Raw genomic sequence first — 21894 nt, forward strand, 5'->3', positions numbered from 1 at the left:
GCGCGCACGCCCTGGACGTATAGACGTGCACCCCCGGAGGACCGTACTCCGGGGGTGCACGCCTGTCTGTGTCAGAGCCCCGCGATGGGGTTCTTCAGGTTGCCGACCAGCTGGAGGGCGCCGGCCGGGTCCGCCAGGTCCACCATCTGCTTGTTGTTGCGCAGCTGGAGGCGGTTGAGACAGGACAGCGCGAACTCGGGGGCGAACATGTCGTACCGCTCGAACTTCTCGGCGAGTTCGGGCACCGAGTGCTGGTAGTCCCGGGTGACCTCGGCGACCGTGCGCCAGAAGTCGTCCTCCTCCAGGATCCCCTCGGCCGCGAGGTTCGCGGCGAGGAAGCGGAAGAAGCAGTCGAAGACGTCCGTGAAGATCGACAGGAGCTTCTTCTCCTCCGGCACGTCCACGCGCAGCCGCTCGACCGTCGGCGGCAGCACCGCGTCCGGGTCCATGACGGCGATCTCCTCGGCGATGTCCTTGTAGATCGCACGCTCGACGACGCCGTCCTTCAGGACGAGGATGACGTTCTCGCCGTGCGGCATGAACACCAGGTCGTAGGCGTAGAAGCTGTGCAGGAGCGGGGTGAAGTACGCCTTCAGATAGCGGCGCAGCCACTCCGTCGGGGTCAGTCCGGACTGGGCGATCAGCGCCCCGGCGAAGGACGCGCCCTCGTGGTCGACGTGCACCAGGGAGGCCATGGTGGCCAGGGACTCGCCGTCACGCAGGGACGCCACCGGGCTCTCGCGCCACAGCGCCGCCAGCATCTTGCGGTACGGCGAGTAACGGTCGGTCGCCTTCTCGTACTCCAGGTGCCGGTAGCCGACGGCCGCGCGCTCGCGGATGATCGACAGACCGGTCTCCCGGAGCACCGGGTCGCCCTCGATCAGCTGGGCCAGCCAGTCGTTGATGGCGGGCGTGGCCTCCATGTAGGCGGCCGAGAGTCCGCGCATGAAGCCCATGTTGATGACGGACAGCGCCGTCTTCACGTAGTGCTTCTCGGGGCTGGAGGCGTTGAAGAAGGTCCGGATGGACTGCTGGGCCAGGTACTCGTCGTCGCCCTCGCCCAGGCACACCAGGTGCTTCTGCGCCACCTCGGCGGCGAAGGTCACCGTCAGCTTGTTCCACCACTGCCAGGGGTGGACGGGGATGAGGAGGAAGTCGGCGGGGTCGAGGTCCTGCTCGCGCAGGACGCCGTGGAAGCGCTCGACGGTCTCCACGCCCAGCTCGTCACGGACGAACGACTCGTAGTCGATGCCGACACCGGCCGTGAACGCGGCCCGCGAACGGTGGGCCGCGAGCCACACCAGCCGGACCGGGCTCGCGGTCTCCGGGGCGTACGACAGGTACTCGTGGATGCCGAAGCCGAGCCGCCCGTTGTTGGCGACGAAGCAGGGGTGGCCCTCGGTCATGCCGGTCTCGATGGCCTGGAAGCCGCCCCCGGCCAGCTCGGCGACCGGGACCTGCGGCTTGGTGAGCTTGTAGCAGGTGCCGGAGAGGGTGGAGGAGATCTCCTCCAGATAGACCGGCAGCACCTCGTCGCTCAGGCCCAGGGACTTCTGGAGCTCGATGAAGAAGTCCAGGGCGGCGAGCGGGAGTTCGGCACCGTCGCGGTGCCGGGTGATCGAGTCGGCGTCGACCTGCCAGTGGTCGAGCGCGCGGAGCACCGCGGTGAAGGTGTACCGGGTCAGACCGTCGTCGCTGCGGACGACGTACTGGTCACCGTCCTTCTCGGGGGTGATCAGCCGCTCGTGCGCGAACTCGGCGAGGGCCTTGCGGATCAGGAGGCGGTTGGCCCGCGCCCAGCGGTGGGGGGACAGATGCGCTACGGCGTCGGACAGGGTCATACGGCTGCTCCTTGGGCGGCCAAGAACTGCTCACGTGTGCAGAAGCTCAGCAGCGCCTTCTTCTCCGGCTTCTGGATTTCCCGTTCGGGCACGAACCCGACGGCTTCGTTCAGGGCGTGCACGGCCTTGTTGTCCACGTCCGGCTCGACGACGACACGCCGCACCGCGGGGTCCTCGAAGAGGTGCGCCATCACGGCGGTGATGACGGACCGGGTGAAGCCGCGGACGGGCTTGTCGGTGGGCGGCGTCAGGAAGTGCATGCCGATGTCGCCCGGCTGCGGCTCGTACAGGCCGACGAGTTCGCGGTGGGCGGGGTCGTAGTACTCCATCAGGAAGACCGGTTCGCCGTCCTGAAGGCCGAGCACCGCGTGGTGGTGCTCGTCGGCCGCGATCTCCATGTAGGCGCGCTCGACGTCCACCAGGCCGGCGTCCTGCATCATCCAGAACGCCGCCTTGGGGTGGGTGACCCAGCCGTGCAGCAGCTCGGCGTCCTGGAGCGGATCGAGCGGGCGGAAGGTGAAGGTACCGATGCTCATACGGAGAACTCCTGGAACGCGATCGTCTTCTCGACCGGGTAGTACTCGGTGCCGAGCAGCTCGCGGATGATGTACGCGTTCCGGTACGGGCCCATGCCCAGGTCGGGGCTGGTGATGCTGTGCGTGTGGACGCCGGCGTTCTGGAGGAACACCCCGCGGCCGGTGACGTCGACGGCGTAGTTGCGGGCGACGTCGAAGTTGCCCTGCGAGTCGTAGACCAGGCGGTCCTTGACCGGCGTCAGGAACTCCGGCTCGGCGTACTTGTACCCGGTGGCCAGCACCAGGCCCTGCGAGTCGAGCTCGAAGTCCTTGCCCTGCTCCTCCTGACGGAAGGAGAGGGTGTACGTGCCGTTCTCGTACCGCGCGCCGTTCAGCGAGGAGTTGGTGAGCAGACGGGTGGGCACGGGGCCGCCGAGGTTCTTCTGGTAGAGCAGGTCGAAGATCTCGTTGATCAGGTCGCCGTCGATGCCCTTGAACAGGCCCTTCTGCTCGGCGGTGAGCCGGTAGCGGGTGGCCTCGGGCAGCTCGCGGAAGTAGTCGACGTACTCCGGGGACGTCATCTCCAGCGTGAGCTTGGTGTACTCCAGCGGGAAGAAGCGCGGGGAGCGGGTGACCCAGTTCAGCCGGTAGCCGTGGACGTCGATCTCGCTGAGCAGGTCGTAGTAGATCTCGGCCGCGGACTGCCCGGAGCCGACCAGGGTGATCGACTCCTTCTGCTGGAGCTCCGCCTTGTGCTGGAGATAGCGGGAGTTGTGCAGGAAGTCGCCGCCGAGCTCCCGGCACGCCTCGGGTATGTAGGGCGGGGTGCCCGTGCCGAGGACGAGGTGACGGGCGCGGTAGGTGTCACCGGCGGTCGTCCGGACGACGTAGACCTCGTCCTCGTACGTCACCTCCGTGACCGTGGTGCCGAAGCGGATGCTGCTCAGCTTGCCCGCGGCCCAGCGGCAGTAGTCGTCGTACTCGACCCGCAGTGGGTAGAAGTTCTCCCGGATGTAGAACGAGTACAGCCGCCCCTTCTCCTTCAGGTAGTTCAGGAAGGAGTACGGCGAGGTCGGGTCGGCCAGGGTGACCAGGTCCGACATGAACGGGGTCTGGAGGTGGGCGCCGTCCAGGAACATGCCCGCGTGCCACTCGAAGTCGGGCTTCGACTCCAGGAAGACACCGTCGAGTTCCTCGATCGGCTCGGTCAGACAGGCGAGGCCGAGGTTGAACGGGCCGAGCCCGATCCCCACGAAGTCATGGGTTTTGGTCGGGTTTTCAGGACGCGCGGTCAAGGGACTCTCCCAGGTACTGCTCGGCATGGCCGGCGATCAGGTCGAGGACGGCGGCGATGTCTTCGGTCGTCGTCTCGGGGTTGAGCAAGGTGAACTTCAGGTAGTGGCGGCCCTGGACCTTCGTGCCCGCGACCACCGCGGCGCCGGAGGCGAACAGGGCCTTGCGGGCGTACAGGTTGGCGCGGTCGATCTCGGCCGGGTCGGTGACGGCGCCCGGGATGTAGCGGAAGACCAGGGTGGAGAGCGAGGGCTCCACGACCACGTCGAAGCGCGGGTCGGCGGCCAGCAGCTTCCAGCCCTCCACGGCCAGGTCGCAGACCTCGTCGAAGAGCTGCCCGATGCCGTCGGCGCCCATCGTGCGCAGCGTCATCCACAGCTTGAGGGCGTCGAACCGGCGGGTGGTCTGGAGGGACTTGTCGACCTGGTTGGGGATGCGCTCGGTGACCATGCGCTTGGGGTTGAGGTACTCGGCGTGGTAGGTCGCGTGGCGCAGCGTCGAGGCGTCGCGCACGAGTACCGCCGACGAACTCACCGGCTGGAAGAAGGACTTGTGGTAGTCGACGGTGACCGAGTCGGCGCGCTCGATGCCCTCGATACGGCCCCGGTACTTCACGGAGGCCAGCAGGCCGCAGCCGTAGGCGGCGTCGACATGCATCCAGGTGCCGAACTGCTCACACAGCTCGGCGATCTCGGGCAGCGGGTCGATGGAGCCGAAGTCGGTGGTGCCGGCGGTGGCGACGACGGCCATCGGGACCAGGCCGTCCTTCCTGCACCGCTCCAGCTCGTACGCGAGGGCGACGGTCTGCATCCGCTTGTCGTGGTCGACGGGGATGGACACGACGGCGTCCTGGCCCAGGCCGAGCAGTTTGGCCGACTTCTTCACGCTGAAGTGGCTGACCTCGGAGGCGAAGATGCGCAGTTTGGCCAGGCTGTCGCTCTTGGCCTCCTCACGGGCGAGGAGGAGCGCCTGGAGGTTGGACTGCGTGCCGCCCGAGGTGAAGACACCGTCGGCGTTCTCGCCGAGGCCTATGCGGGCCGTCGTCCAGTCGATGAGCTTGCGCTCGATGAGCGTGCCGCCGGCCGACTGGTCCCAGGTGTCCAGGGAGGAGTTGACGGCGGAGAGGATCGCCTCGCCGAGCACCGCCGGTATGACGACCGGGCAGTTGAGGTGGGCGAGATAGCGGGGGTGGTGGAAGTAGATCGCGTCCCGGAGGTACACGTCCTCCAGTTCGTCGAGCACCGCGGCCGTGTCGAGCAGCGGCTGGTCGAGGTCGATCGCGTCGATGGTGGGGGCGAGGGCGTCGACGGTGACACCGGTGAACGGACGGTCGGTGGCGGCGAGTTTGGCTGCCACCCGCTCTATACCTTCGGTCACGGAGCTGCGGTACCGCTCCGCGGTCGTGTCATTGAGCAGGTGCGAGCGCATGGGGAGGTCCTCCGGTGGGGACGGGCCGTGTGGTGCGGGGGTGCGTGCGTGGGGTGCGTGGTGAACTTAGGTTAGCCTAACCTAAGTAATGCGGTGTCAGGGCAGCCTCGACCGTGACTGTGATCACGTGGCTCCCGGGGGTGACTACTCGGCGGCGCGCAGCTGTTCCTCGGTCATTCCCTGGCGCCAGTAGCCGACGAACGTCACCCGGCGCCGGTCGATCCCGCGCTCACCGACGACGTGCCGGCGCAACGCCTTCACGCGGCCCGACTCACCGGCGATCCAGACGTACGGACGCTCGGCGGGCGGCAGTTCGGCGGCGCGGACGGCGGCGAGACCGTCCTCGTCGACCAGCCAGGTGATCTCGGCGTCGGCCTCGGTCGCCAGGTCCTGGATGTCCCCGGCGTCGTGCACCTCGAGCCACACCCGGGCGCGGGTGCCGGCGGGCAGGGTTTCGAGGATGGCGGAGACGGCGGGTACGGCCGTGTCGTCGCCCCAGATGACGACCAGGTCGGTGTCCTGCGGCGGCCGGAACCGGATCGCCCGGTTGTCGGCGATGGCGGGACCGAGCAGCAGGACGCGGTCGCCGGCGGTGGCGTGGGAGGCCCAGTGCGAGGCGTGGCCGGCGGGTTCGTGCAGGACGAAGTCGATGTCGATCTCGTCGGGGTTCCGGCGCAGGGCGCGCAGGGTGTACGAGCGCATCACCGCCCGTACGCCGTCCGGGAGTTCACGCCAGCCCTGCCACCAGCCGTCTCCGAGCTCGATCGGGACCCGGGGCTCGTGCTGCCCGGGGTGCGGCAGGAACAACGACAGGGACTGGTCGCGCCCGTCGGAGAAGAAGTACGCCAGATCGTCCCCGCCGAAGGTGATCCGGACCATGGACGGACCGAGCCGCCTCGTCCGTATGACCTGTAGGGGGAAGAAACGGAACGGGGCGGCTACGGCGGTCGTCACTGTGACTCCTTCAGCTGGCCGTGTCGGTCTTAACCGACCTTCTTGGCCTTCTCGATGGCCTCGGCGAGGTTCGTCAGAAGCGGGGTGCACTTGGCGTAGGACAGGATCGGCTCCGGCGAGCGGGCGATGACCTGGCCGGCCTTCACCGCGGGCAGCTTCTTCCACGTGGCCTCGGTGATGTCCTTCGGCTGGATCGTCGAGGAGCGGTCGTCCATCATGATGATGTCGGCCGGGTACTTGTCGACGTTCTCCCAGCTGAGGCTCTCGAACCAGCCGCCGCCCTCCTTCTTGGCGCTCTCCGGCGGCTCGACGAAGTTCACGCCGAGGGACTTGAAGTACTCCAGGTCGATGGAGAGGTTGGTGCCGGAGACGTAGAAGATGTCCTGGCTGGCGGAGCCGGCCATCACCTTGATCTCGGGGCGGGACTTGGCGGCCTTGCGCAGGCGCTCGGCGGCGGCCTCGAAGTCCTTCTTGGCCTGAGCGGTCTTGGCGGCCTTCATGTCGGCGCCGAGGGACTCGGCCAGCTCCCACATCTTTTGCAGCGGCTGGGTGATCTGGCGGTCGTAGACGGAGATCGCGGCGCTCGGGGCGAGCTTGGCGATCTTGTCCTTGGACGCCTCGGGGACGTACCAGAGGGTGCCGGCGCTGTCGAAGGTCGTGGAGATGAGGACCTCGGGGGCGAACGCCGCGTACTGCTCGACGTTGAACTGGTCCCAGACGTTGCCGAAGACGGTCAGCTTGCTGACGTCCATGTCACCGGCCTGGACGTCGGCCTTGCCGTCCTGCGTCTTGGTCGGGCCGAAGACGCCCTTGACGTCGATGCCGTAGTCGTACAGGGCGGCGGCGACGCCGACGAAGGCGACGATCTTCGTCGGGACCTTGTCGAGCTTCACCGTGGTGCCGCGGTCGTCCTTGAACGTCCAGGGGCCCGACTTGCCGGCGGTCGTGGCCTCACCGGAACCGTCGCTTTTCGCGTCGTCGTCCCCGCACGCGGCAAGCACGGCCCCGAGTCCGAGGGCACCACCGGCGGCGAGGATGCCGCGGCGGGTGAGGTGGGAGGCTCTGGCGTTGGGCATGGGTACGCTGCTTTCGAACAGGGCGGATCACCCGCCGGACAATTCGAAGGTAGGTTAGCCTAACCTGAGCTGATCTCCCAGGGGTGGGGGCCTTGTGATGGAAGCTGTGGGTGGGCTGTGGGATGCGTTCCCGTGGCCGGCACGGGCCAAGTCCCTTGCATTGACCGCCTATTGGTGGGGTCGGCTGTGACGGGAGCGAGCTCGCGGCCGGTCTCGTCCCGCGGCGCGGACTGTTCAAGGTCGCCTTCGACCTCGAGCCGGAGCATGCGGACTGGCCGCCTGTCTCGGTGGAACGCCTCTGGGGCGAGAAGACGGACGCCTCCTGGCCGTCGACATCCCGCCGACGGCCCACTACGGGGAGCTGCGGCCGTGGTTGACCCGGCTCCGTGACTCCGGCGGTCTCGAGTTCCAGGAGAGCGCGATCTCGGCGCTTCACCGGGGACAGCTCAACGGCGCCTCCTAGCCCCTCGGACCACCGCGGAGCAACCACAGGGTCCGGTCCATCCGTCGAACCGGACCCCGCAACCTTGGCCGGCCTGCGCCCGGCAGGCGGTGGGCCTAGCCCACCAACCCCAGCTCCCGGGCGATCAGCATCCGCTGCACCTCGCTCGTGCCCTCGCCGATCTCCAGGATCTTGGAGTCGCGCCACATCCGGGCCACCGGGTACTCGTTCATGAAGCCGTAGCCGCCGTGGATCTGGGTCGCGTCGCGGGCGTTGTCCACCGCGATCGTGGACGAGTACAGCTTCGCCAGGGCCGCCTCCTTCTTGAAGGGCTCACCGGCGACCAGGCGTGAGGCCGCGTCGCGCCAGGCCAGGCGGGACGTGTGGGCCTTCATCTCCATGTCGGCGATCTTGAACTGGATGGCCTGGTTGGCGCCGATCGGGCGGCCGAAGGCGTGGCGTTCCTTGGCGTACTTCACCGACTCGTCCACGCAGCCCTGCGCCAGGCCCGTCCCGAGCGCAGCGATGGCGATCCGGCCCTCGTCCAGGATGCGCAGGAACTGGGCGTAGCCGCGGCCCTCCTCGCCCAGGAGGTTGGCCGCGGGGACACGGACGTCCTGGAAGGACAGTTCACGGGTGTCCGACGCGTTCCAGCCGACCTTCGAGTACGGGGCCGCGACCGTGAAGCCCGGGGTGCCCGACGGGACGATGATCGAGGAGATCAGGGGCTTGCCGTCCGGCTTGCGGCCGGTCACCGCCGTCACCGTGACCAGGCCCGTGACGTCCGTGCCCGAGTTGGTGATGAAGCACTTCGTGCCGTTGATCACCCACTCGTTCGTCGACTCGTCCAGGCGGGCCGTGGTGCGCGTCGCGCCCGCGTCGGAGCCGCCGTCGGGCTCGGTCAGACCGAAGGCGCCCAGGATCTCGCCCGCGCACAGCCGGGGCAGCCACTCGCGCTTCTGCTCCTCGGTGCCGAACAGGTGGATCGGCATCGCGCCGAGTGAGACGCCCGCCTCCAGCGTGATGGCCACCGAGGAGTCCACCCGGGCCAGTTCCTCCAGCGCGATGCCCAGCGCCAGATAGTCGCCGCCCATACCGCCGTACTCCTCGGGGAACGGCAGCCCGAACAGGCCCATGCGGCCCATCTCCCGCACGATCTCGTACGGGAACTCATGGCGCTCGTAGAAGTCGCCGATCTTGGGTGCCACGACGTCGTGGGCGAACTCCTCCACCGTGCGGCGGAGATCCTCCAGTTCGGGGGAGAGACGGTGGTCCATGGCTGTTCACTGCTCCTTGTGGGAGAGGGCTCGTACGGTGCGGGACGGGCTGGGTCGGCCCAGTTGTCCGGCCATCCACGTGCTCGTGGCGACGAGGCGGTCGAGGTCGACTCCGGTGTCGATGCCAAGGCCCCGCAGCATCCACACGAGGTCTTCCGTGGCGAGGTTTCCGGTGGCGGACTTGGCGTAGGGGCAGCCGCCCAGCCCACCGGCGGAGGCGTCGATCGTGGTGACGCCGTGTTCCAGGGCGGCGTAGGTGTTGGCCAGCGCCTGGCCGTAGGTGTCGTGGAAGTGCACGCCGATGACGTTCGTCGGCACGCCCTCCTCGTTGAGGAGGGAGAGGAGTTCCAGCACGTGGCCGGGGGTCGCGACGCCGATCGTGTCGCCGAGGCTCAGCTCGTCGCAGCCCATCGCGACGAGCGCCTTGCAGACCCGGGCGACCTGGTGGAGGGGGACCTCGCCCTCCCAGGGGTCGCCGAAGCACATCGACACGTAACCGCGGACGTGCACGCCCTCGTCCTTCGCTCGCTTCACGACCGGCTCGAAGACCGCCAGCGACTCGTCCAGCGTGCGGTTGAGGTTGGCCTTGGCGAAGGACTCCGTGGCGCTCGCGAAGACGGCGATACGGCGGGCGCCCAGGGCCAGGGCGCGGTCCAGGCCGCGGGCGTTGGGGACCAGGACGGGCAGCCGTACGCCCTCGAGTCCGGACACGAGCGGGAACAGCTGCTCGGCGTCGGCGAGTTGGGGCACCCACTTGGGGTGCACGAAGCTCGTCGCCTCGATCGTCGTCAGTCCGGCGTCGGCGAGCCGGCGCACGAACTCCGCCTTGACCTCGGTCGGCACGGTCGACTTCTCGTTCTGAAGGCCGTCGCGCGCGCCGACCTCGTGGATGCGGACCCGGGCGGGCAGGTCCGCGGCCGGCACCGTCATGGGCAGCGTCATCAGTCCTCCTCCGTCGGCGTGATGACGGCCAGGACCTGGTCCATGGCGACCGTCGTGCCGGGTGTGACGTCCAGTTCGGCGACGGTGCCGGCGTGCGGGGCGGAGATGACGTGCTCCATCTTCATCGCCTCCACCACCAGCAGGCTCTGCCCGGCGGCCACTTCGTCGCCCACCGCCACCTTCACCACCGTCACCGTCCCCGGCATCGGCGCGGTGAGCGAGTCGGCGCCCGCGTGCCCCGCGCGCGTGAGGGACGCGGCCACCGGGTCGTGGTCGCGTACGTGCCACGCGTCGCCGTCCCGGCCGAGCCAGTCGGCGGCCCGGTGGAAGGTGTGGCGGACGCCGTCGAGGGTGACGGCCACCTGGTCGTCGGTGACGGTGGCGGAACCGCGCGGGGCGTGCTCCACCGGGTCCTGTACCCGCAGGTGGAAGCCGACGGGCCTGGGCTCGCCGCCCAGCCGCCAGCCGCTCGGCACGGAGAACGGGTCGGTCCACCCCCGCGCGCGGGGCCGCAGCGCGTCCAGCCGTACGGCCGCCGCCGCCTCGTACACCTCCTCGGGCACGTCGGTCGACACCAGGGAGTCCACTTCGCGCTCCACCAGCCCGGTGTCCAACTCGCCCGCCACGACCGCCGGATGCGCGAGCAGCCGACGCAGGAACCCGGCGTTGGTCTGCACGCCCAGCGTGACCGTCTCCGCGAGAGCCGCCCGGAGCCTGCGCAGCGCGGTCGCGCGGTCGGGGCCGTACGCGATCACCTTGGACAGCATCGGGTCGTACAGGCTGCCGACCTCCGTGCCCTCGCTGAGCCCGGAGTCGGTGCGGACGCCGTCGCCCTGGGGTTCGCGCAGCTTGAGGACGGTGCCGCCGGACGGCAGGAACCCGCGCGCGGGGTCCTCGGCGCAGATACGGGCCTCCACCGCGTGCCCGGTCAGCCGGATCTCGTCCTGCGCGCACGGCAGCCGCTCACCGGCCGCCACCCGCAGCTGCCACTCCACCAGGTCGAGGCCGGTGACGAGTTCGGTGACCGGGTGCTCCACCTGGAGCCGGGTGTTCATCTCCATGAAGTAGTACGACGACGGATCGCCGCCGGGCACGATGAACTCCACCGTGCCCGCGCCCCGGTAGCCGCAGGACCGTGCCGCCTGGACCGCGGCCTCGCCCATCGACGCGCGCGTGGCCTCGTCGAGGAGCACACTCGGTGCCTCCTCGATGATCTTCTGGTGCCGTCGCTGCAACGAGCACTCTCGCTCGCCCAGGTGCAGCACATTGCCGTGGCCGTCGGCCAGCACCTGGATCTCGATGTGCCGGGGGCGGTCGATCCACCGCTCGACCAGGAGGGTGTCGTCGCCGAAGGAGGCGCGGGCCTCCCGGCGGGCGGCGGCGATCTCGTCGTCCAGGAGATCGAGATCCCTGATCAGCCGCATGCCCTTGCCGCCGCCGCCGGCGCTGGGCTTCAGCAGGACCGGGGCGCCCAGTTCGCGGGCCGCCTCGGCCAGGTCGGGGTCGCGGCCGCCGGGCACGACGGGCACGCCCGCGGCCTGCACGGTCTCCTTGGCGCGGATCTTGTCGCCCATCAGCGCGATCGCGTCCGCGGGCGGGCCGATGAACACCAGCCCGGCGTCGGCGCACGCGCGCGCGAAGGCGGCGTTCTCCGCTAGGAAGCCGTATCCGGGGTGCACCGCCTGGGCGCCGGAGCGGGCCGCCGCGTCCAGGATGCGCTCCACCGACAGATAGCTCTCGGCGGCCGGCGCCGGGCCGAGCCGTACCGCGGTGTCGGCCTCCCGGACGTGCCGGGCGTCCGCGTCCGCGTCCGAGAAGACGGCCACCGAGCGCACGCCCAGCGCGCGCAGGGTCCGGATCACGCGGACGGCGATCTCACCCCGGTTGGCCACAAGTACCGTGTCGAACATGAGTCCCCTCATCACATCCGGAAGACGCCGAACTGGGGCTCGCCCAGGGGCGCGTTGGCGCAGGCGGTCAAGGCCAGACCCAGCACCTGGCGGGTCTCCAGGGGGTCGATGACCCCGTCGTCCCACAGGCGGGCGGTCGCGTAGTAGGCGTTGCCCTGGCGCTCGTACTGCGCGCGGATCGGGTCCTTGAAGTCTTCTTCCTCCTGCGCGGGCCAGTCCTCGCCGCGCGCCTCCAACTGGTCCCGCTTGACGGTCGCGAGGACCGAGGCGGCCTGCTCGCCGCCCATGACGGAGATCTTGGCGTTGGGCCACATCCACAGGAAGCGGGGGGAGTACGCCCGCCCGCACATGGAGTAGTTGCCGGCGCCGTACGACCCGCCGACCACGACCGTCAGCTTCGGCACCCGCGTGCACGCCACCGCCGTCACCATCTTGGCGCCGTGCTTGGCGATACCGCCCGCCTCGTAGTCCTTGCCGACCATGAACCCGGAGATGTTCTGGAGGAACACCAGCGGGATCCCGCGCTGGTCGCACAGCTCGATGAAGTGGGCGCCCTTCTGGGCCGACTCGGAGAACAGGATGCCGTTGTTGGCGACGATGCCGACCGGGTGGCCGTGGATCCGGGCGAAGCCGGTGATCAGGGTCTGCCCGAACTCCGCCTTGAACTCCGCGAAACGGGAGCCGTCGGCCACGCGCGCGATGATCTCGCGTACGTCATAGGGGGTGCGGGAGTCGACGGGGACCGCGCCGTAGAGGCCGTAAGGGTCGACCTTCGGCTCGGCGGCGGCCGTGACCTCCCAGGGGAGGGTGCCGCGCGCGGGGAGGGTGGCGACGATGTTCCGGACGATTCGCAGGGCGTGGGCGTCGTCCTCGGCGAGGTGGTCGGTCACGCCGGACACCCGTGAGTGGACTTCGCCGCCGCCGAGCTCCTCCGCCGTGACGACCTCGCCGGTGGCGGCCTTCACCAGCGGCGGGCCGCCGAGGAAGATCGTGCCCTGGTTGCGGACGATGACGGCCTCGTCGCTCATGGCGGGGACGTACGCGCCGCCCGCCGTGCACGAGCCGAGCACCGCCGCGACCTGGGGGATCCCGGCACCCGACATCCGGGCCTGGTTGTAGAAGATCCGGCCGAAGTGCTCGCGGTCCGGGAAGACCTCGTCCTGCATGGGCAGGAAGGCCCCGCCCGAGTCGACGAGGTACAGACACGGCAGCCGGTTCTCCAGGGCCACCTCCTGCGCGCGCAGGTGCTTCTTCACGGTCATCGGGTAGTACGTGCCGCCCTTGACCGTGGCGTCGTTCGCGACGATCACGCACTCGCGGCCGCTGACCCGGCCGATGCCGGCGATGACCCCGGCGGCCGGGGCCTGTCCGTCATACATCCCGTCGGCGGCCAGGGGAGCGAGCTCCAGGAAGGGTGAGCCGGGGTCGAGGAGGGTGTCCACCCGGTCCCTCGGCAGCAGCTTGCCGCGCGCGGTGTGCCGGGCGCGGGCCTTCTCACCGCCGCCGAGCCGGGCCGCGCCGAGCTTGCCGCGCAGTTCCTCGACGAGCGCCCGGTGGGCCTCCTCGTTGGCCCGAAAGGCCTCCGACGCGGGATCTGCCGCGCTGTGAAGCTCCGGTGCCTCATGCATCCTGCGGTCCCCTCACCCAGTGATCGACTGTTAATGAGCGTTAACCATTTCCTTCAGGTTAACGACCGCTAACCTCCCTGTCTAGAATTGCTTCCATGGCCACCAGAACCGACGCCCCCACCCGCCGCGAACAGATCCTCAAGGAGGCCGCGCGGCTGTTCGCCGAGCGCGGCTTCCACGGCGTCGGTGTCGACGAGATAGGCGCCGCCGTGGGCATCAGCGGGCCCGGTCTGTACCGGCACTTCGCCGGCAAGGACGCGATGCTCGCCGAACTGCTGGTCGGCATCAGCGGTCAGCTGCTGACGGGCGCGAAGCGGCGCCTCGCGGAGGCCGACGGGGTGCCTGCCGAGGCGGTCCTCGACTCCCTCATCGAGGGCCACATCGACTTCGCCCTCGACGACCGTCCCCTCATCACCCTGCACGACCGTGAGCTGGACCGCCTGCGCGACAGCGACCGCAAGCTGGTACGGCAGCTCCAGCGGCAGTACGTCGAGCTGTGGGTGGAGGTGGTGCGCGAGGTGTACCCGGAGCTGACGGAGCCGACCGCCCGCTCGGCGGTGCACTCGGTGTTCGGGCTGCTCAACTCGACGCCGCACCTGGGCCGGCCGGGGGCGCTGCCGGGGCGGGGCGTCACGGCGGTGCTGCTGCACCGGATGGCCCGGGGGGCGTTCGCGGCGGCCGGAGCGGAGTGAGCCGCACGTCCGGCCGCTATCCCTCGGCGGGGGCGCTCAGATGGCGCAGCACCGCGAGGACCCGGCGGCTGTAGCCGGTCGTGCCGGTGAGGCCGAGCTTGTCGAAGATGGCGTTGGTGTGTTTCTCCACGGCGCTCAGGGAGACGTAGAGCCGCCGCGCGATGGCCGCGTTGGTGCAGCCCTGGGCCATCAGTGCCAGGACGTCACGCTCGCGCGGGGTGAGCCGGTGCAGCGGGTCGGTGCGCGCGCCCCGGGCCAGGAGCCGCCGCACCACCTCGGGGTCGAAGGCGGTGCCGCCGGAGCCGACCCGTTCCAGGGCGTCGAGGAACTCCTCCACCTGCATGACCCGGTCCTTGAGCAGATAGCCCACCCCTTCGCTGCTGCCGCTGAGCAGCTCGGTGGCGTAGCGGCCCTCGACGTACTGGGAGAGGACCAGGACGGCCGTACCGGAATGCCGCTCCCGGATCCGAAGCGCGGCCCGCAGCCCCTCGTCGGTGTGCGAGGGCGGCATGCGCACATCCACGACGACGATGTCGGGCGGGTCCGCCGCCACGGCCGCGAGGAGGGCGTCCGCGTTCCCCACGGCGGCCGTCACCTCGTGTCCCTCGTCGGCGAGCAGCCGGACGAGGCCCTCGCGCAGAAGTGCCGAGTCCTCGGCGATCATGACGCGCATGGAGGCTCCGGGGGGTCGAGTGTCCTGGGTGGGGCGGGCGGCCGTACGAGCGTGGATCCGAGTGTCCCGCTGCCGCGGCCGGTGGCGATCGTCACGTGCACGGCAGCTCCGCGGTGATCACGGTCGGGCCGCCGGGCGGGCTGTGCACGTCCAGTCGGCCGTCGAGGGCGGCGACGCGGCGGGACAGACCGAGCAGGCCGCCGGTCGTGGGGTGCGGCGGGGCGCCTCCGGTGCCGTCGTCCTCGACGCGTATCAGCAGTTCGTCGCCGTGTCGGGTCACGCGGATGCCCGCGCGGGTGGCGCCGGAGTGCTTCAGGGTGTTGGTGACGGCCTCGGCGGCGACGAAGTACGCCACCGTCTGGACGAGGACGGGGATCAGCGGTGGGGTGCCGTCCAGGTCGTACGTCACCTCCACGGGCAGGACCGAACGCTCGGCCAGGTCCTCCAGCGCGGCGGCCAGCCCGCGCTCGTCCAAGGTCGCGGGGTAGATCCGCCAGGCCGTCTCGCGCAGCTCCGTGAGGGCGTGGGCGGACTCCTCGTGCGCCTGGCGGAGCAGGGCGTCCGCCTTGGCCGGGTCGGTGGCGCGGCGGGCCCGGCCGAGGAGCATGCCGAGGGCGACGAGGCGTTGCTGCACTCCGTCGTGCAGGTCGCGTTCGATGCGCCGCCGCTCGTCGTGCACGGCCTGCACCACTCCGGCGCGGGTCTCGGCCAGCTCCCCGACCCGGCGCCGCAGCAGTTCCGTCTCGCTGGGGCCGAGGTGGCGGCGGGCCAGCTGTTCGTCCAGCTGTGCCAGGCCGCGTCCGCCCTGCGCGCACAGGAACAGCAGGAACAGCCCGCCCAGCCCGGAGACCACGATGTCTGCGGGATCGTCCGGCTCCAGCACGAACCACGCCCACAGCGGTACCGACGCGTAGACGAGGGCGATCAGCGCGGTCAGCAGCACCAGCAGCCCGAACAGGCCCAGCGGCCAGCGTGCGGCCAGATATCCGAACGCCGCCTGCCCGCCGCGCGGCGCGTCCAGCTCGGCGCCGTGAAACACCGCGAGCCGACGGCGCTCCAGCCCGGCCAGGCGCAGCGCGCTCGCGGGGACGCGCTCGGCGCGGCGGGACCCCAGCCTGCGCGTCCAGCCGCCGATGACGTGCACAAGCTCGGCCACGGCCGTCAGCCCGCCCAGCAGGAGCCCGGCGGCGAGGCGGAGCCAGCGCTCGGTTAATCGGATCACGACGGGTCAGGCTAGCCGGGGCCGCGGGGCCGGTGCCCTGCGGAGAACCGCATTGTTGAGGTGCGGGTCGCCGTAGTCGGTCGTGTGTGCTTCGGCGCGGTCAGGCGCAGCGTGCTCGTGGGGGCGGACGTGGCGTGCTGAGGCCGCTGTCTGTGGGGTCGGCGTCCGGTGAATCGGGTCACGTGGGGGCAAGGCAGCGGGGGCCGCCGGGTCGGTGCCCTGCGGGAAACCGCACTTCTGGCGTGCCGATCGCCACAGCCGGTCGTGCGGTCTTCCTCATACCGTCTTTAGGTCAAGAGTTCGTAAAGTGGCCTGCATGATCATTGCTGTCGCGTCCGCGTCCGAGGCGCCGGTCGGTGGAGTCGCCGGCTGGGCCGCCGACCTCATGGAGAAGCTGGGCGGCCCGGGTGCCGGGCTGGCCATCGCGCTGGAGAACCTCTTCCCGCCGCTGCCCAGCGAGGTGATCCTGCCGCTGGCGGGGTTCACCGCGAGTCAGGGCCGGATGGACGTCGTCGGCGCCGTCGCCTGGACGACGGCCGGCTCGGTGGTGGGCGCGCTGGTCCTGTACCTGCTCGGCGCGCTCTTCGGCCGCGAGCGGCTGATCGCGGTGGCGGCCCGGCTGCCGCTGGTGAAGGTCGCCGACGTGGAGCGGACCGAGGCGTGGTTCCTCCGGCACGGCACCAAGGCCGTCTTCTTCGGCCGCTTCGTGCCGATCTTCCGCAGCCTGATCTCGATACCGGCCGGCGTCGAACGCATGCGGCTCCCCGTGTTCCTCGCCCTCACCGCCGCGGGCAGCCTCATCTGGAACACCGCCTTCATCGCGGGCGGCTACGCCCTCGGCGCGCGCTGGCACGAGGTCACCGACGTGGTGGGCCTGTACTCCAAGGTGATCCTGGTCGTCGTGGCCGTGGCGGTCCTGGCGTTCGTGGGGCTACGGCTGCTGCGGGCAGGGCGCGGGCGGCGGCGTGCGGAGCGGCGGTCTCCGGTCGGGTCGGATTCCGGGCGGCGCTCCTAGAGTGGTGTCCTCTCCAGCGGACCGCCGAGGGGGCGAGGGGCGTATGACCGAGAGAGCCGACGGCACCGGCGCGGCGCGGACGATCATCGACGGCAACATGTACATGGTGCTGGCCACCACGGGCCCCGACGGCGCGCCCTGGGCCACGCCCGTCTTCTACTCCACCGAGGACGGGCGGGACTTCTACTGGGTCTCGTCGCCCGAGGTCACCCACTCCCGCAATCTCGCCCACGACGACCGCGTCGGCATCGTCATCCACGACTCCCGCGCCCCGGTCGGCACGGCGGGTCCGCGGGCGCTGTACATGACCGCCACGGCGAGGGAGCTGGGCGGGGCGGAGGCGCTGGAGGGGCTGCGGATCATCCCGGGCCCCGCCGGCCGGGGCGGACGGGCGCTCGCCCCGGAGGAGGTGCGTCCGCCCGCGCCGTGGCGGGTGTACCGGGCGAGGGTCACCGCGTACTCCATGATCTGCCCGCGCGACGAGGGCAGGCCGTGTGCCGAGCACGGGCTGGACTACGAGCACCGGGGAGATGTACGGCTCGGAGCGTGACGAGCGTTACGGACCTTGACCCCTGGACGCCTGTGGATACTCGCCGGTACGGTGAATGAGCAAGCGCTTAGACATGTACCGGTGGAGGTGGACGGCGTGCGCCGTACGGTGTTCAACGAGGATCACGAGGCGTTCCGGGAGACCATCCGGGCCTTCATCGAGGCCGAGGTCGCCCCGGTCTACGACGAGTGGTTCGCGGCGGGCCAGGCGCCCCGCGACTTCTACTACAAGCTCGCCGAGCTCGGCGTCTTCGGCATCCGCGTCGACGAGGAGTACGGCGGCGCCGGCATCGACTCGTACAAGTTCGAGGCGGTGATGTACGAGGAGACCGCCCGCGCCGGTGTGCAGTTCGGCGGCTCCGGCGTGCACGTGCTGCTCGGCCTGCCGTACATCAAGATGCTCGCCAGCGACGAGCAGAAGAAGCGCTTCCTGCCGAAGTTCGTCTCCGGCGAGGAGATGTGGGCCCTCGCGATGACCGAGCCGGGCACCGGCTCCGACCTCGCGGGCATGAAGACCACCGCCAAGCTCTCCGAGGACGGCACGCACTACGTCCTCAACGGCTCCAAGACCTTCATCACCGGTGGCGTGCACGCCGACCGGGTCATCGTCTGCGCCCGCACCTCGGCGTCCACCGCCGAGGACCGCCGCTTCGGCATCTCCCTGTTCGCCGTGGACACCAAGTCCGAGGGCTACTCCATCGGCCGCAAGCTCGACAAGCTCGGCCTGCGCACCTCCGACACCGCCGAGCTGGCCTTCGTCGACGTCAAGGTCCCGGTCGAGGACCTCCTCGGCGAGGAGAACAAGGGCTTCTACTACCTCGGCCACAACCTCGCCTCCGAGCGCTGGGGCATCGCCTACGGCGCCTACGCGCAGGCCAAGGCCGCCGTGCGGTTCGCCCAGCAGTACGTCACCGAGCGCACCGTCTTCGGCAAGCCGGTCGCCGCCTTCCAGAACACCAAGTTCGAGCTGGCCGCCTGCCAGGCAGAGGTCGACGCCGCCGAGGCCGTCGCGGACCGCGCCCTGGAGGCCCTGGACGCCGGCGAGCTCACGCCCGCCGAGGCCGCCTCCGCCAAGCTCTTCTGCACCGAGGTCGCGCACCGCGTGATCGACCGCTGCCTCCAGCTGCACGGCGGCTACGGCTTCATGAACGAGTACCCGATCGCCCGCCTGTACGCGGACAACCGCGTCAACCGCATCTACGGCGGCACCAGCGAGATCATGAAGTCGATCATCGCGAAGGACATGGGTCTGTAGGACACAGCCCCGTAAGGTCCCGGAAATTACCCGTCAGTAGAAGGTCAGTAGAAAAGGTGCCATGAACCAGGCACTACAGGACCTCCTCGATCTGCTCGACCTGGAGCAGATCGAGGTGGACATCTTCCGCGGCCAGTCCCGGTCCGCCGTCGTCCCGCGGGTCTTCGGCGGCCAGGTCGCGGCCCAGGCGCTCGTCGCCGCCGGCCGCACGGTCCCCGCGGACCGGCCCGCCCACTCCCTCCACGCGTACTTCCTGCGCATGGGGGACCCGGGCGCGCCCATCGTCTACAACGTCGACCGCATGCGTGACGGCCGCTCCTTCACCACCCGCCGGGTGGTCGCCGTCCAGCACGGCAAGCCGATCTTCGCGCTGTCGGCGTCCTTCCAGACGTACGAGGAGGGCCTGGACCACCAGGCCCCGATGCCGCCCTCGCCCGACCCGGCGACGCTCCCCACCTCCGAGGAGCGGCTGCGCGGCTACGACCACCTCGACCCCGGGGTCGTCGAGCGGTTCCTGGAGGCGCGGCAGGCGGTCGACCTGCGCTATGTCGAGGAGCCGCCGTACGGAAAGTTCGGCGAGCCGCGCGAACCGCACTCCCAGGTCTGGTTCCGCACCGACGGCAAGCTCGCCGACGACCCGCTGCTGCACGTCGTACTCGCCACCTACGTCTCCGACATGACCCTGCTCGACTCGGTCCTGCTCGCGCACGGCCGGGGCGGCTGGGCCGTCGGCGACGTGGTCGGCGCCTCGCTGGACCACGCGATGTGGTTCCACCGGCCGTTCCGCGCCGACGAGTGGCTGCTCTACGACCAGGAGTCGCCGTCCGCGTACGCCGGGCGGGGGCTCGGGCAGGCCCGTATCTACACCCAGGACGGGCGGCTCGCGGTGTCGGTCATCCAGGAGGGCGTGGTCCGGGTTCCGCGCTGACGACTTGTCGCCCGGCCGCTCACGCGCGCGTCGCGTTGCGCAGCCGGGCGAAGGACGTGTCCAGCCCTTGCTTCAGCAGCCGTGCCGCCGGCCGCTCCACGCACCGGTGGACCAGCCAGCTCAGCACCAGGAACGCGGCGATCACCACCGCGACCAGCAGCCGCGGGTCCATGGTGTCCCGCAGCCGGCTGATCAGCGTCGTACCGGCCAGGTAGTGCGTCAGATAGAGCGGATACGTCAGCGCACCCGCGGTGACCAGCCACTTCCAGCGGACGCGGTCGGTGAAGCCCAGCGCGACGGCCACCATGAACAGCAGGAACACCGTGTAGATCAGGGCGCTGCCCCGCCAGCCGGAGACATGCTCGACGGACTCGATCCGGCGCCCTATCTCCACCTGCGCCATCAGCCACGACAGGGTCAGCATGCCCCACAGCAGCAGATCCTGGCCGAACCGGTACATCAGGTAGAGCACCAGCCCGGCGATGAAGAACCAGGCCGCGACCGGGTTCACGATCAGGATCATCAGGCGCAGCTCGGAGATCGGCGCGATCATGGCCGCGGTGCCCCACACACAGCAGAACACGACGACTCTTCGGTAGGTGAGTCCCATGGCCACGACCACCAGGAAGAGCAGGTAGAAGCGCAGCTCGGTCCACAGGGTCCAGTAGACGCCGTCGACGTGCGGTGAGGCCGAACCGGACTGGAGCATCGTGAGGTTGAGCAGGATGTCCCGCAGCCGCAGCCGTTCCCACACCCCGGGCAGGGCCACGATCACGGCCGTGGTGAAGGCGATGGCGAACCAGTACGCCGGGTAGAGCCGGATGATCCTGGAGACGAAGAACTGCCGCGGGGTGCGGCCCCAGCACGACATACAGATCACGAAGCCGCTGATCACGAAGAAGATCTCGACGCCGATCCAGCCGTAGGCCGAGAAGCGGAACACCGTGGGCATGATCTCGGACACCGGCCGGCCCCACACCGGGTTGTCCGGCTGGTCCAGCCGGTCGGTGCCGGTGAAGTGGTGCACGGCCACCAGCAGGGCGGCGAGCAGCCGGACGCCGTCGATGACATACAGCCGGCGGCCCTCCCGTGCGGGAGGTGCCGGTTGCTTCCTCAACCGGGCCGGGCGGGGCGGGTGTTCGGGCACCACCGCGGCGAGCGGGGGGAGGGGCTGTGCGGGAAGCCCTGCGTATCCACTGTTCAAACCGTGCATCAGCACCATCCGTTCCCCTGAAACGTTCCGTCACTTCCGTTCCTGGTTGAACAGACAGGGGCGGCTATCAGGGGGATGTGTGCAGAGACGGAACCTCCATGAAGAAATCCCAGAGGGTTCGCCGAGATTTCAACGAGGCCGAGTACAACCCCTACTCGACCAGGCCCGCCTCGTTCAGCAGATACGCCGTCATCGGGTCGTAGTGGCGCGGGCTGACCACGTGGTCGTCCAGCGGCACCACCACCTGGACGGTCCCCTCGGCCTCCGCGAGGAACAGCGCCGGGTCGTTGCAGTCGGCGTACCCGAGGGAGTCCACCCCGTGCTGTCCGGCGTATCCGGCCCAGCCGTGGTCGGCCACCACCAGGTCCGGCAGCGGGCGTCCCTCGCGCTCGAGGCCCGTCAGGATGGCCTTCATCGGCTCACCGGAGTGGGTGTGCCACAGGGTGGCGCCGTGTTCGAGGACCGCGACGTCCGCGAACTGCATCACGTACCCCTCGTCGGTCTGAAGACCCTCCGGGATCACGACGATCTCGCAGCCCGCCGTGCGCAGCGCGTCCGCCGTGGCGCGGTGGACGTCCAGCAGGCCGCCGGGGTGGCCGGTCGCGAACAGGACCCGCTGCCCGCCGTCCGCCGCCTTGCGCAGCCGGGCCGCCATGCGCTCCAGCGCGGCCACCGTCAGCTCGGGGTCGATGGTGTCCTGGCCGTGGCGGTGCTCGGCGTCGTCGTTCACACCGACGCGCTCCGCCATCACCGCGAGGACGTCCTGCTCGTCGGTCCAGCGGTCGCCGAGCTCCAGGCCGAGCCAGTAGTGGCGGTCGCCGTTCGCCAGCTTGCGGTAGTGGGAGAGGTTGTTCTCGCGGGGAGTGGCGACATCGCCCGCGATACGGGTTCTGACTAGGTGGTCGACGAGCTCGGCGCGGCTGGGTGTCCTGGGTATCGGCATGGTCCCCATTGTGAGGCAGACAACTGTCGGAACGCCCGGCTCCGGGGCGCGTGCGACGCGGGTCACTGTGCGGATCATGGCGCGATGGCGCGGTTCAT

Annotated in this window: 19 protein-coding genes; 5 read left to right on the plus strand and 14 right to left on the minus strand. The window is 70.1% G+C overall.

The annotated features are described in order from the left end of the window. Window positions 1-71 precede the first annotated feature (71 nt). The 10 genes from ACIQWG_RS38475 to ACIQWG_RS38520 form a co-directional block, all read right to left on the minus strand. Window positions 72-1841 carry an IucA/IucC family protein gene (locus ACIQWG_RS38475; protein ID WP_404105029.1) on the minus strand — a complete coding sequence of 590 codons (1770 nt, stop codon included), beginning with the start codon at window positions 1839-1841 and terminating at the stop codon, window positions 72-74. Further along, complete coding sequence (locus ACIQWG_RS38480; RefSeq protein ID WP_404105032.1) at window positions 1838-2377, minus strand: GNAT family N-acetyltransferase; 540 nt, start codon at window positions 2375-2377, stop codon at window positions 1838-1840. Before ACIQWG_RS38480 ends, ACIQWG_RS38475 begins: the two co-directional genes overlap by 4 nt. Next, window positions 2374-3651, minus strand: a complete 1278-nt coding sequence (locus tag ACIQWG_RS38485) for a lysine N(6)-hydroxylase/L-ornithine N(5)-oxygenase family protein (protein WP_404105034.1) — start codon at window positions 3649-3651, stop codon at window positions 2374-2376. Before ACIQWG_RS38485 ends, ACIQWG_RS38480 begins: the two co-directional genes overlap by 4 nt. Then, window positions 3635-5077, minus strand: coding sequence for a lysine decarboxylase DesA (gene desA, locus ACIQWG_RS38490; protein WP_404105037.1), 1443 nt, complete (start codon window positions 5075-5077; stop codon window positions 3635-3637). The genes ACIQWG_RS38485 and desA overlap by 17 nt, the downstream gene beginning before the upstream one ends. A gap of 144 nt (window positions 5078-5221) precedes the next feature. After that, complete coding sequence (locus ACIQWG_RS38495) at window positions 5222-6031, minus strand: siderophore-interacting protein (protein ID WP_404105039.1); 810 nt, start codon at window positions 6029-6031, stop codon at window positions 5222-5224. Window positions 6032-6060: 29 nt separating this feature from the next. Further along, window positions 6061-7107: an ABC transporter substrate-binding protein gene (locus tag ACIQWG_RS38500; protein WP_404105042.1), complete on the minus strand. Its 1047-nt coding sequence runs from the start codon at window positions 7105-7107 to the stop codon at window positions 6061-6063. A 558-nt stretch (window positions 7108-7665) separates the two neighbouring features. Further along, a complete protein-coding gene (locus ACIQWG_RS38505) occupies window positions 7666-8826 on the minus strand; it encodes an acyl-CoA dehydrogenase family protein (RefSeq protein ID WP_404105046.1) in 1161 nt (386 codons plus the stop codon). A 6-nt stretch (window positions 8827-8832) separates the two neighbouring features. Beyond that, window positions 8833-9768 (minus strand): hydroxymethylglutaryl-CoA lyase, encoded by a 936-nt coding sequence (locus ACIQWG_RS38510; RefSeq protein ID WP_404105049.1) that lies wholly within the window; start codon window positions 9766-9768, stop codon window positions 8833-8835. Then, window positions 9768-11678, minus strand: a complete 1911-nt coding sequence (locus ACIQWG_RS38515; protein ID WP_404105052.1) for a biotin carboxylase N-terminal domain-containing protein — start codon at window positions 11676-11678, stop codon at window positions 9768-9770. The genes ACIQWG_RS38510 and ACIQWG_RS38515 overlap by 1 nt, the downstream gene beginning before the upstream one ends. 11 nt (window positions 11679-11689) lie before the next feature. Further along, complete coding sequence (locus ACIQWG_RS38520) at window positions 11690-13306, minus strand: carboxyl transferase domain-containing protein (RefSeq protein WP_404105055.1); 1617 nt, start codon at window positions 13304-13306, stop codon at window positions 11690-11692. A 95-nt stretch (window positions 13307-13401) separates the two neighbouring features. Between ACIQWG_RS38520 and ACIQWG_RS38525 the strand changes: the two genes are divergently transcribed. Then, entirely contained in the window at window positions 13402-13998 is a 597-nt protein-coding gene (locus ACIQWG_RS38525) for a TetR/AcrR family transcriptional regulator (protein WP_404105058.1), read from the plus strand. 16 nt (window positions 13999-14014) lie between these two features. Here the strand turns inward: ACIQWG_RS38525 and ACIQWG_RS38530 are convergent, their stop codons facing one another. After that, window positions 14015-14671: a response regulator gene (locus tag ACIQWG_RS38530; protein WP_404105061.1), complete on the minus strand. Its 657-nt coding sequence runs from the start codon at window positions 14669-14671 to the stop codon at window positions 14015-14017. Window positions 14672-14762: 91 nt separating this feature from the next. Further along, window positions 14763-15893, minus strand: coding sequence for a sensor histidine kinase (locus ACIQWG_RS38535; RefSeq protein ID WP_404105064.1), 1131 nt, complete (start codon window positions 15891-15893; stop codon window positions 14763-14765). Window positions 15894-16278: 385 nt separating this feature from the next. Between ACIQWG_RS38535 and ACIQWG_RS38540 the strand changes: the two genes are divergently transcribed. The 4 genes from ACIQWG_RS38540 to ACIQWG_RS38555 all read left to right on the plus strand — a co-directional run bounded on the left by ACIQWG_RS38540 (window position 16279) and on the right by ACIQWG_RS38555 (window position 19640). Next, window positions 16279-16908 carry a DedA family protein gene (locus ACIQWG_RS38540; protein WP_404105277.1) on the plus strand — a complete coding sequence of 210 codons (630 nt, stop codon included), beginning with the start codon at window positions 16279-16281 and terminating at the stop codon, window positions 16906-16908. A 43-nt stretch (window positions 16909-16951) separates the two neighbouring features. Beyond that, window positions 16952-17458, plus strand: a complete 507-nt coding sequence (locus ACIQWG_RS38545; protein ID WP_404105067.1) for a pyridoxamine 5'-phosphate oxidase family protein — start codon at window positions 16952-16954, stop codon at window positions 17456-17458. Between the two features lie 96 nt (window positions 17459-17554). Next, window positions 17555-18712: an acyl-CoA dehydrogenase family protein gene (locus tag ACIQWG_RS38550; RefSeq protein WP_404105280.1), complete on the plus strand. Its 1158-nt coding sequence runs from the start codon at window positions 17555-17557 to the stop codon at window positions 18710-18712. A gap of 61 nt (window positions 18713-18773) precedes the next feature. Then, window positions 18774-19640, plus strand: coding sequence for an acyl-CoA thioesterase (locus ACIQWG_RS38555; RefSeq protein ID WP_404105070.1), 867 nt, complete (start codon window positions 18774-18776; stop codon window positions 19638-19640). A gap of 19 nt (window positions 19641-19659) precedes the next feature. Here ACIQWG_RS38555 and ACIQWG_RS38560 read toward each other — a convergent pair whose 3' ends face one another. Beyond that, the gene (locus ACIQWG_RS38560) at window positions 19660-20853 is read right to left on the minus strand and encodes an acyltransferase family protein (protein ID WP_404105073.1); all 1194 of its coding nucleotides are present in this window, start codon (window positions 20851-20853) and stop codon (window positions 19660-19662) included. A gap of 151 nt (window positions 20854-21004) precedes the next feature. Further along, entirely contained in the window at window positions 21005-21796 is a 792-nt protein-coding gene (locus ACIQWG_RS38565; RefSeq protein WP_404105076.1) for a phosphatase, read from the minus strand. Window positions 21797-21894 lie beyond the last annotated feature (98 nt).

The organism is Streptomyces sp. NPDC098781 (genome assembly GCF_044759995.1).
Classification (GTDB): domain Bacteria; phylum Actinomycetota; class Actinomycetes; order Streptomycetales; family Streptomycetaceae; genus Streptomyces.

What these genes read in the sequence shown, in the direction of transcription:
- ACIQWG_RS38555 (WP_404105070.1), top strand. Translation starts at nt 18,774, where the DNA reads ATGAACCAGGCACTACAGGACCTCCTCGATCTGCTCGACCTGGAGCAG.
- ACIQWG_RS38560 (WP_404105073.1), bottom strand. Translation starts at nt 20,853, where the DNA reads ATGCACGGTTTGAACAGTGGATACGCAGGGCTTCCCGCACAGCCCCTC.
- ACIQWG_RS38525 (WP_404105058.1), top strand. Translation starts at nt 13,402, where the DNA reads ATGGCCACCAGAACCGACGCCCCCACCCGCCGCGAACAGATCCTCAAG.
- ACIQWG_RS38545 (WP_404105067.1), top strand. Translation starts at nt 16,952, where the DNA reads ATGACCGAGAGAGCCGACGGCACCGGCGCGGCGCGGACGATCATCGAC.
- ACIQWG_RS38540 (WP_404105277.1), top strand. Translation starts at nt 16,279, where the DNA reads ATGGAGAAGCTGGGCGGCCCGGGTGCCGGGCTGGCCATCGCGCTGGAG.
- ACIQWG_RS38510 (WP_404105049.1), bottom strand. Translation starts at nt 9,768, where the DNA reads ATGACGCTGCCCATGACGGTGCCGGCCGCGGACCTGCCCGCCCGGGTC.
- ACIQWG_RS38530 (WP_404105061.1), bottom strand. Translation starts at nt 14,671, where the DNA reads ATGCGCGTCATGATCGCCGAGGACTCGGCACTTCTGCGCGAGGGCCTC.
- ACIQWG_RS38475 (WP_404105029.1), bottom strand. Translation starts at nt 1,841, where the DNA reads ATGACCCTGTCCGACGCCGTAGCGCATCTGTCCCCCCACCGCTGGGCG.
- ACIQWG_RS38505 (WP_404105046.1), bottom strand. Translation starts at nt 8,826, where the DNA reads ATGGACCACCGTCTCTCCCCCGAACTGGAGGATCTCCGCCGCACGGTG.
- ACIQWG_RS38565 (WP_404105076.1), bottom strand. Translation starts at nt 21,796, where the DNA reads ATGCCGATACCCAGGACACCCAGCCGCGCCGAGCTCGTCGACCACCTA.
- ACIQWG_RS38520 (WP_404105055.1), bottom strand. Translation starts at nt 13,306, where the DNA reads ATGCATGAGGCACCGGAGCTTCACAGCGCGGCAGATCCCGCGTCGGAG.
- desA (WP_404105037.1), bottom strand. Translation starts at nt 5,077, where the DNA reads ATGCGCTCGCACCTGCTCAATGACACGACCGCGGAGCGGTACCGCAGC.
- ACIQWG_RS38500 (WP_404105042.1), bottom strand. Translation starts at nt 7,107, where the DNA reads ATGCCCAACGCCAGAGCCTCCCACCTCACCCGCCGCGGCATCCTCGCC.
- ACIQWG_RS38515 (WP_404105052.1), bottom strand. Translation starts at nt 11,678, where the DNA reads ATGTTCGACACGGTACTTGTGGCCAACCGGGGTGAGATCGCCGTCCGC.
- ACIQWG_RS38480 (WP_404105032.1), bottom strand. Translation starts at nt 2,377, where the DNA reads ATGAGCATCGGTACCTTCACCTTCCGCCCGCTCGATCCGCTCCAGGAC.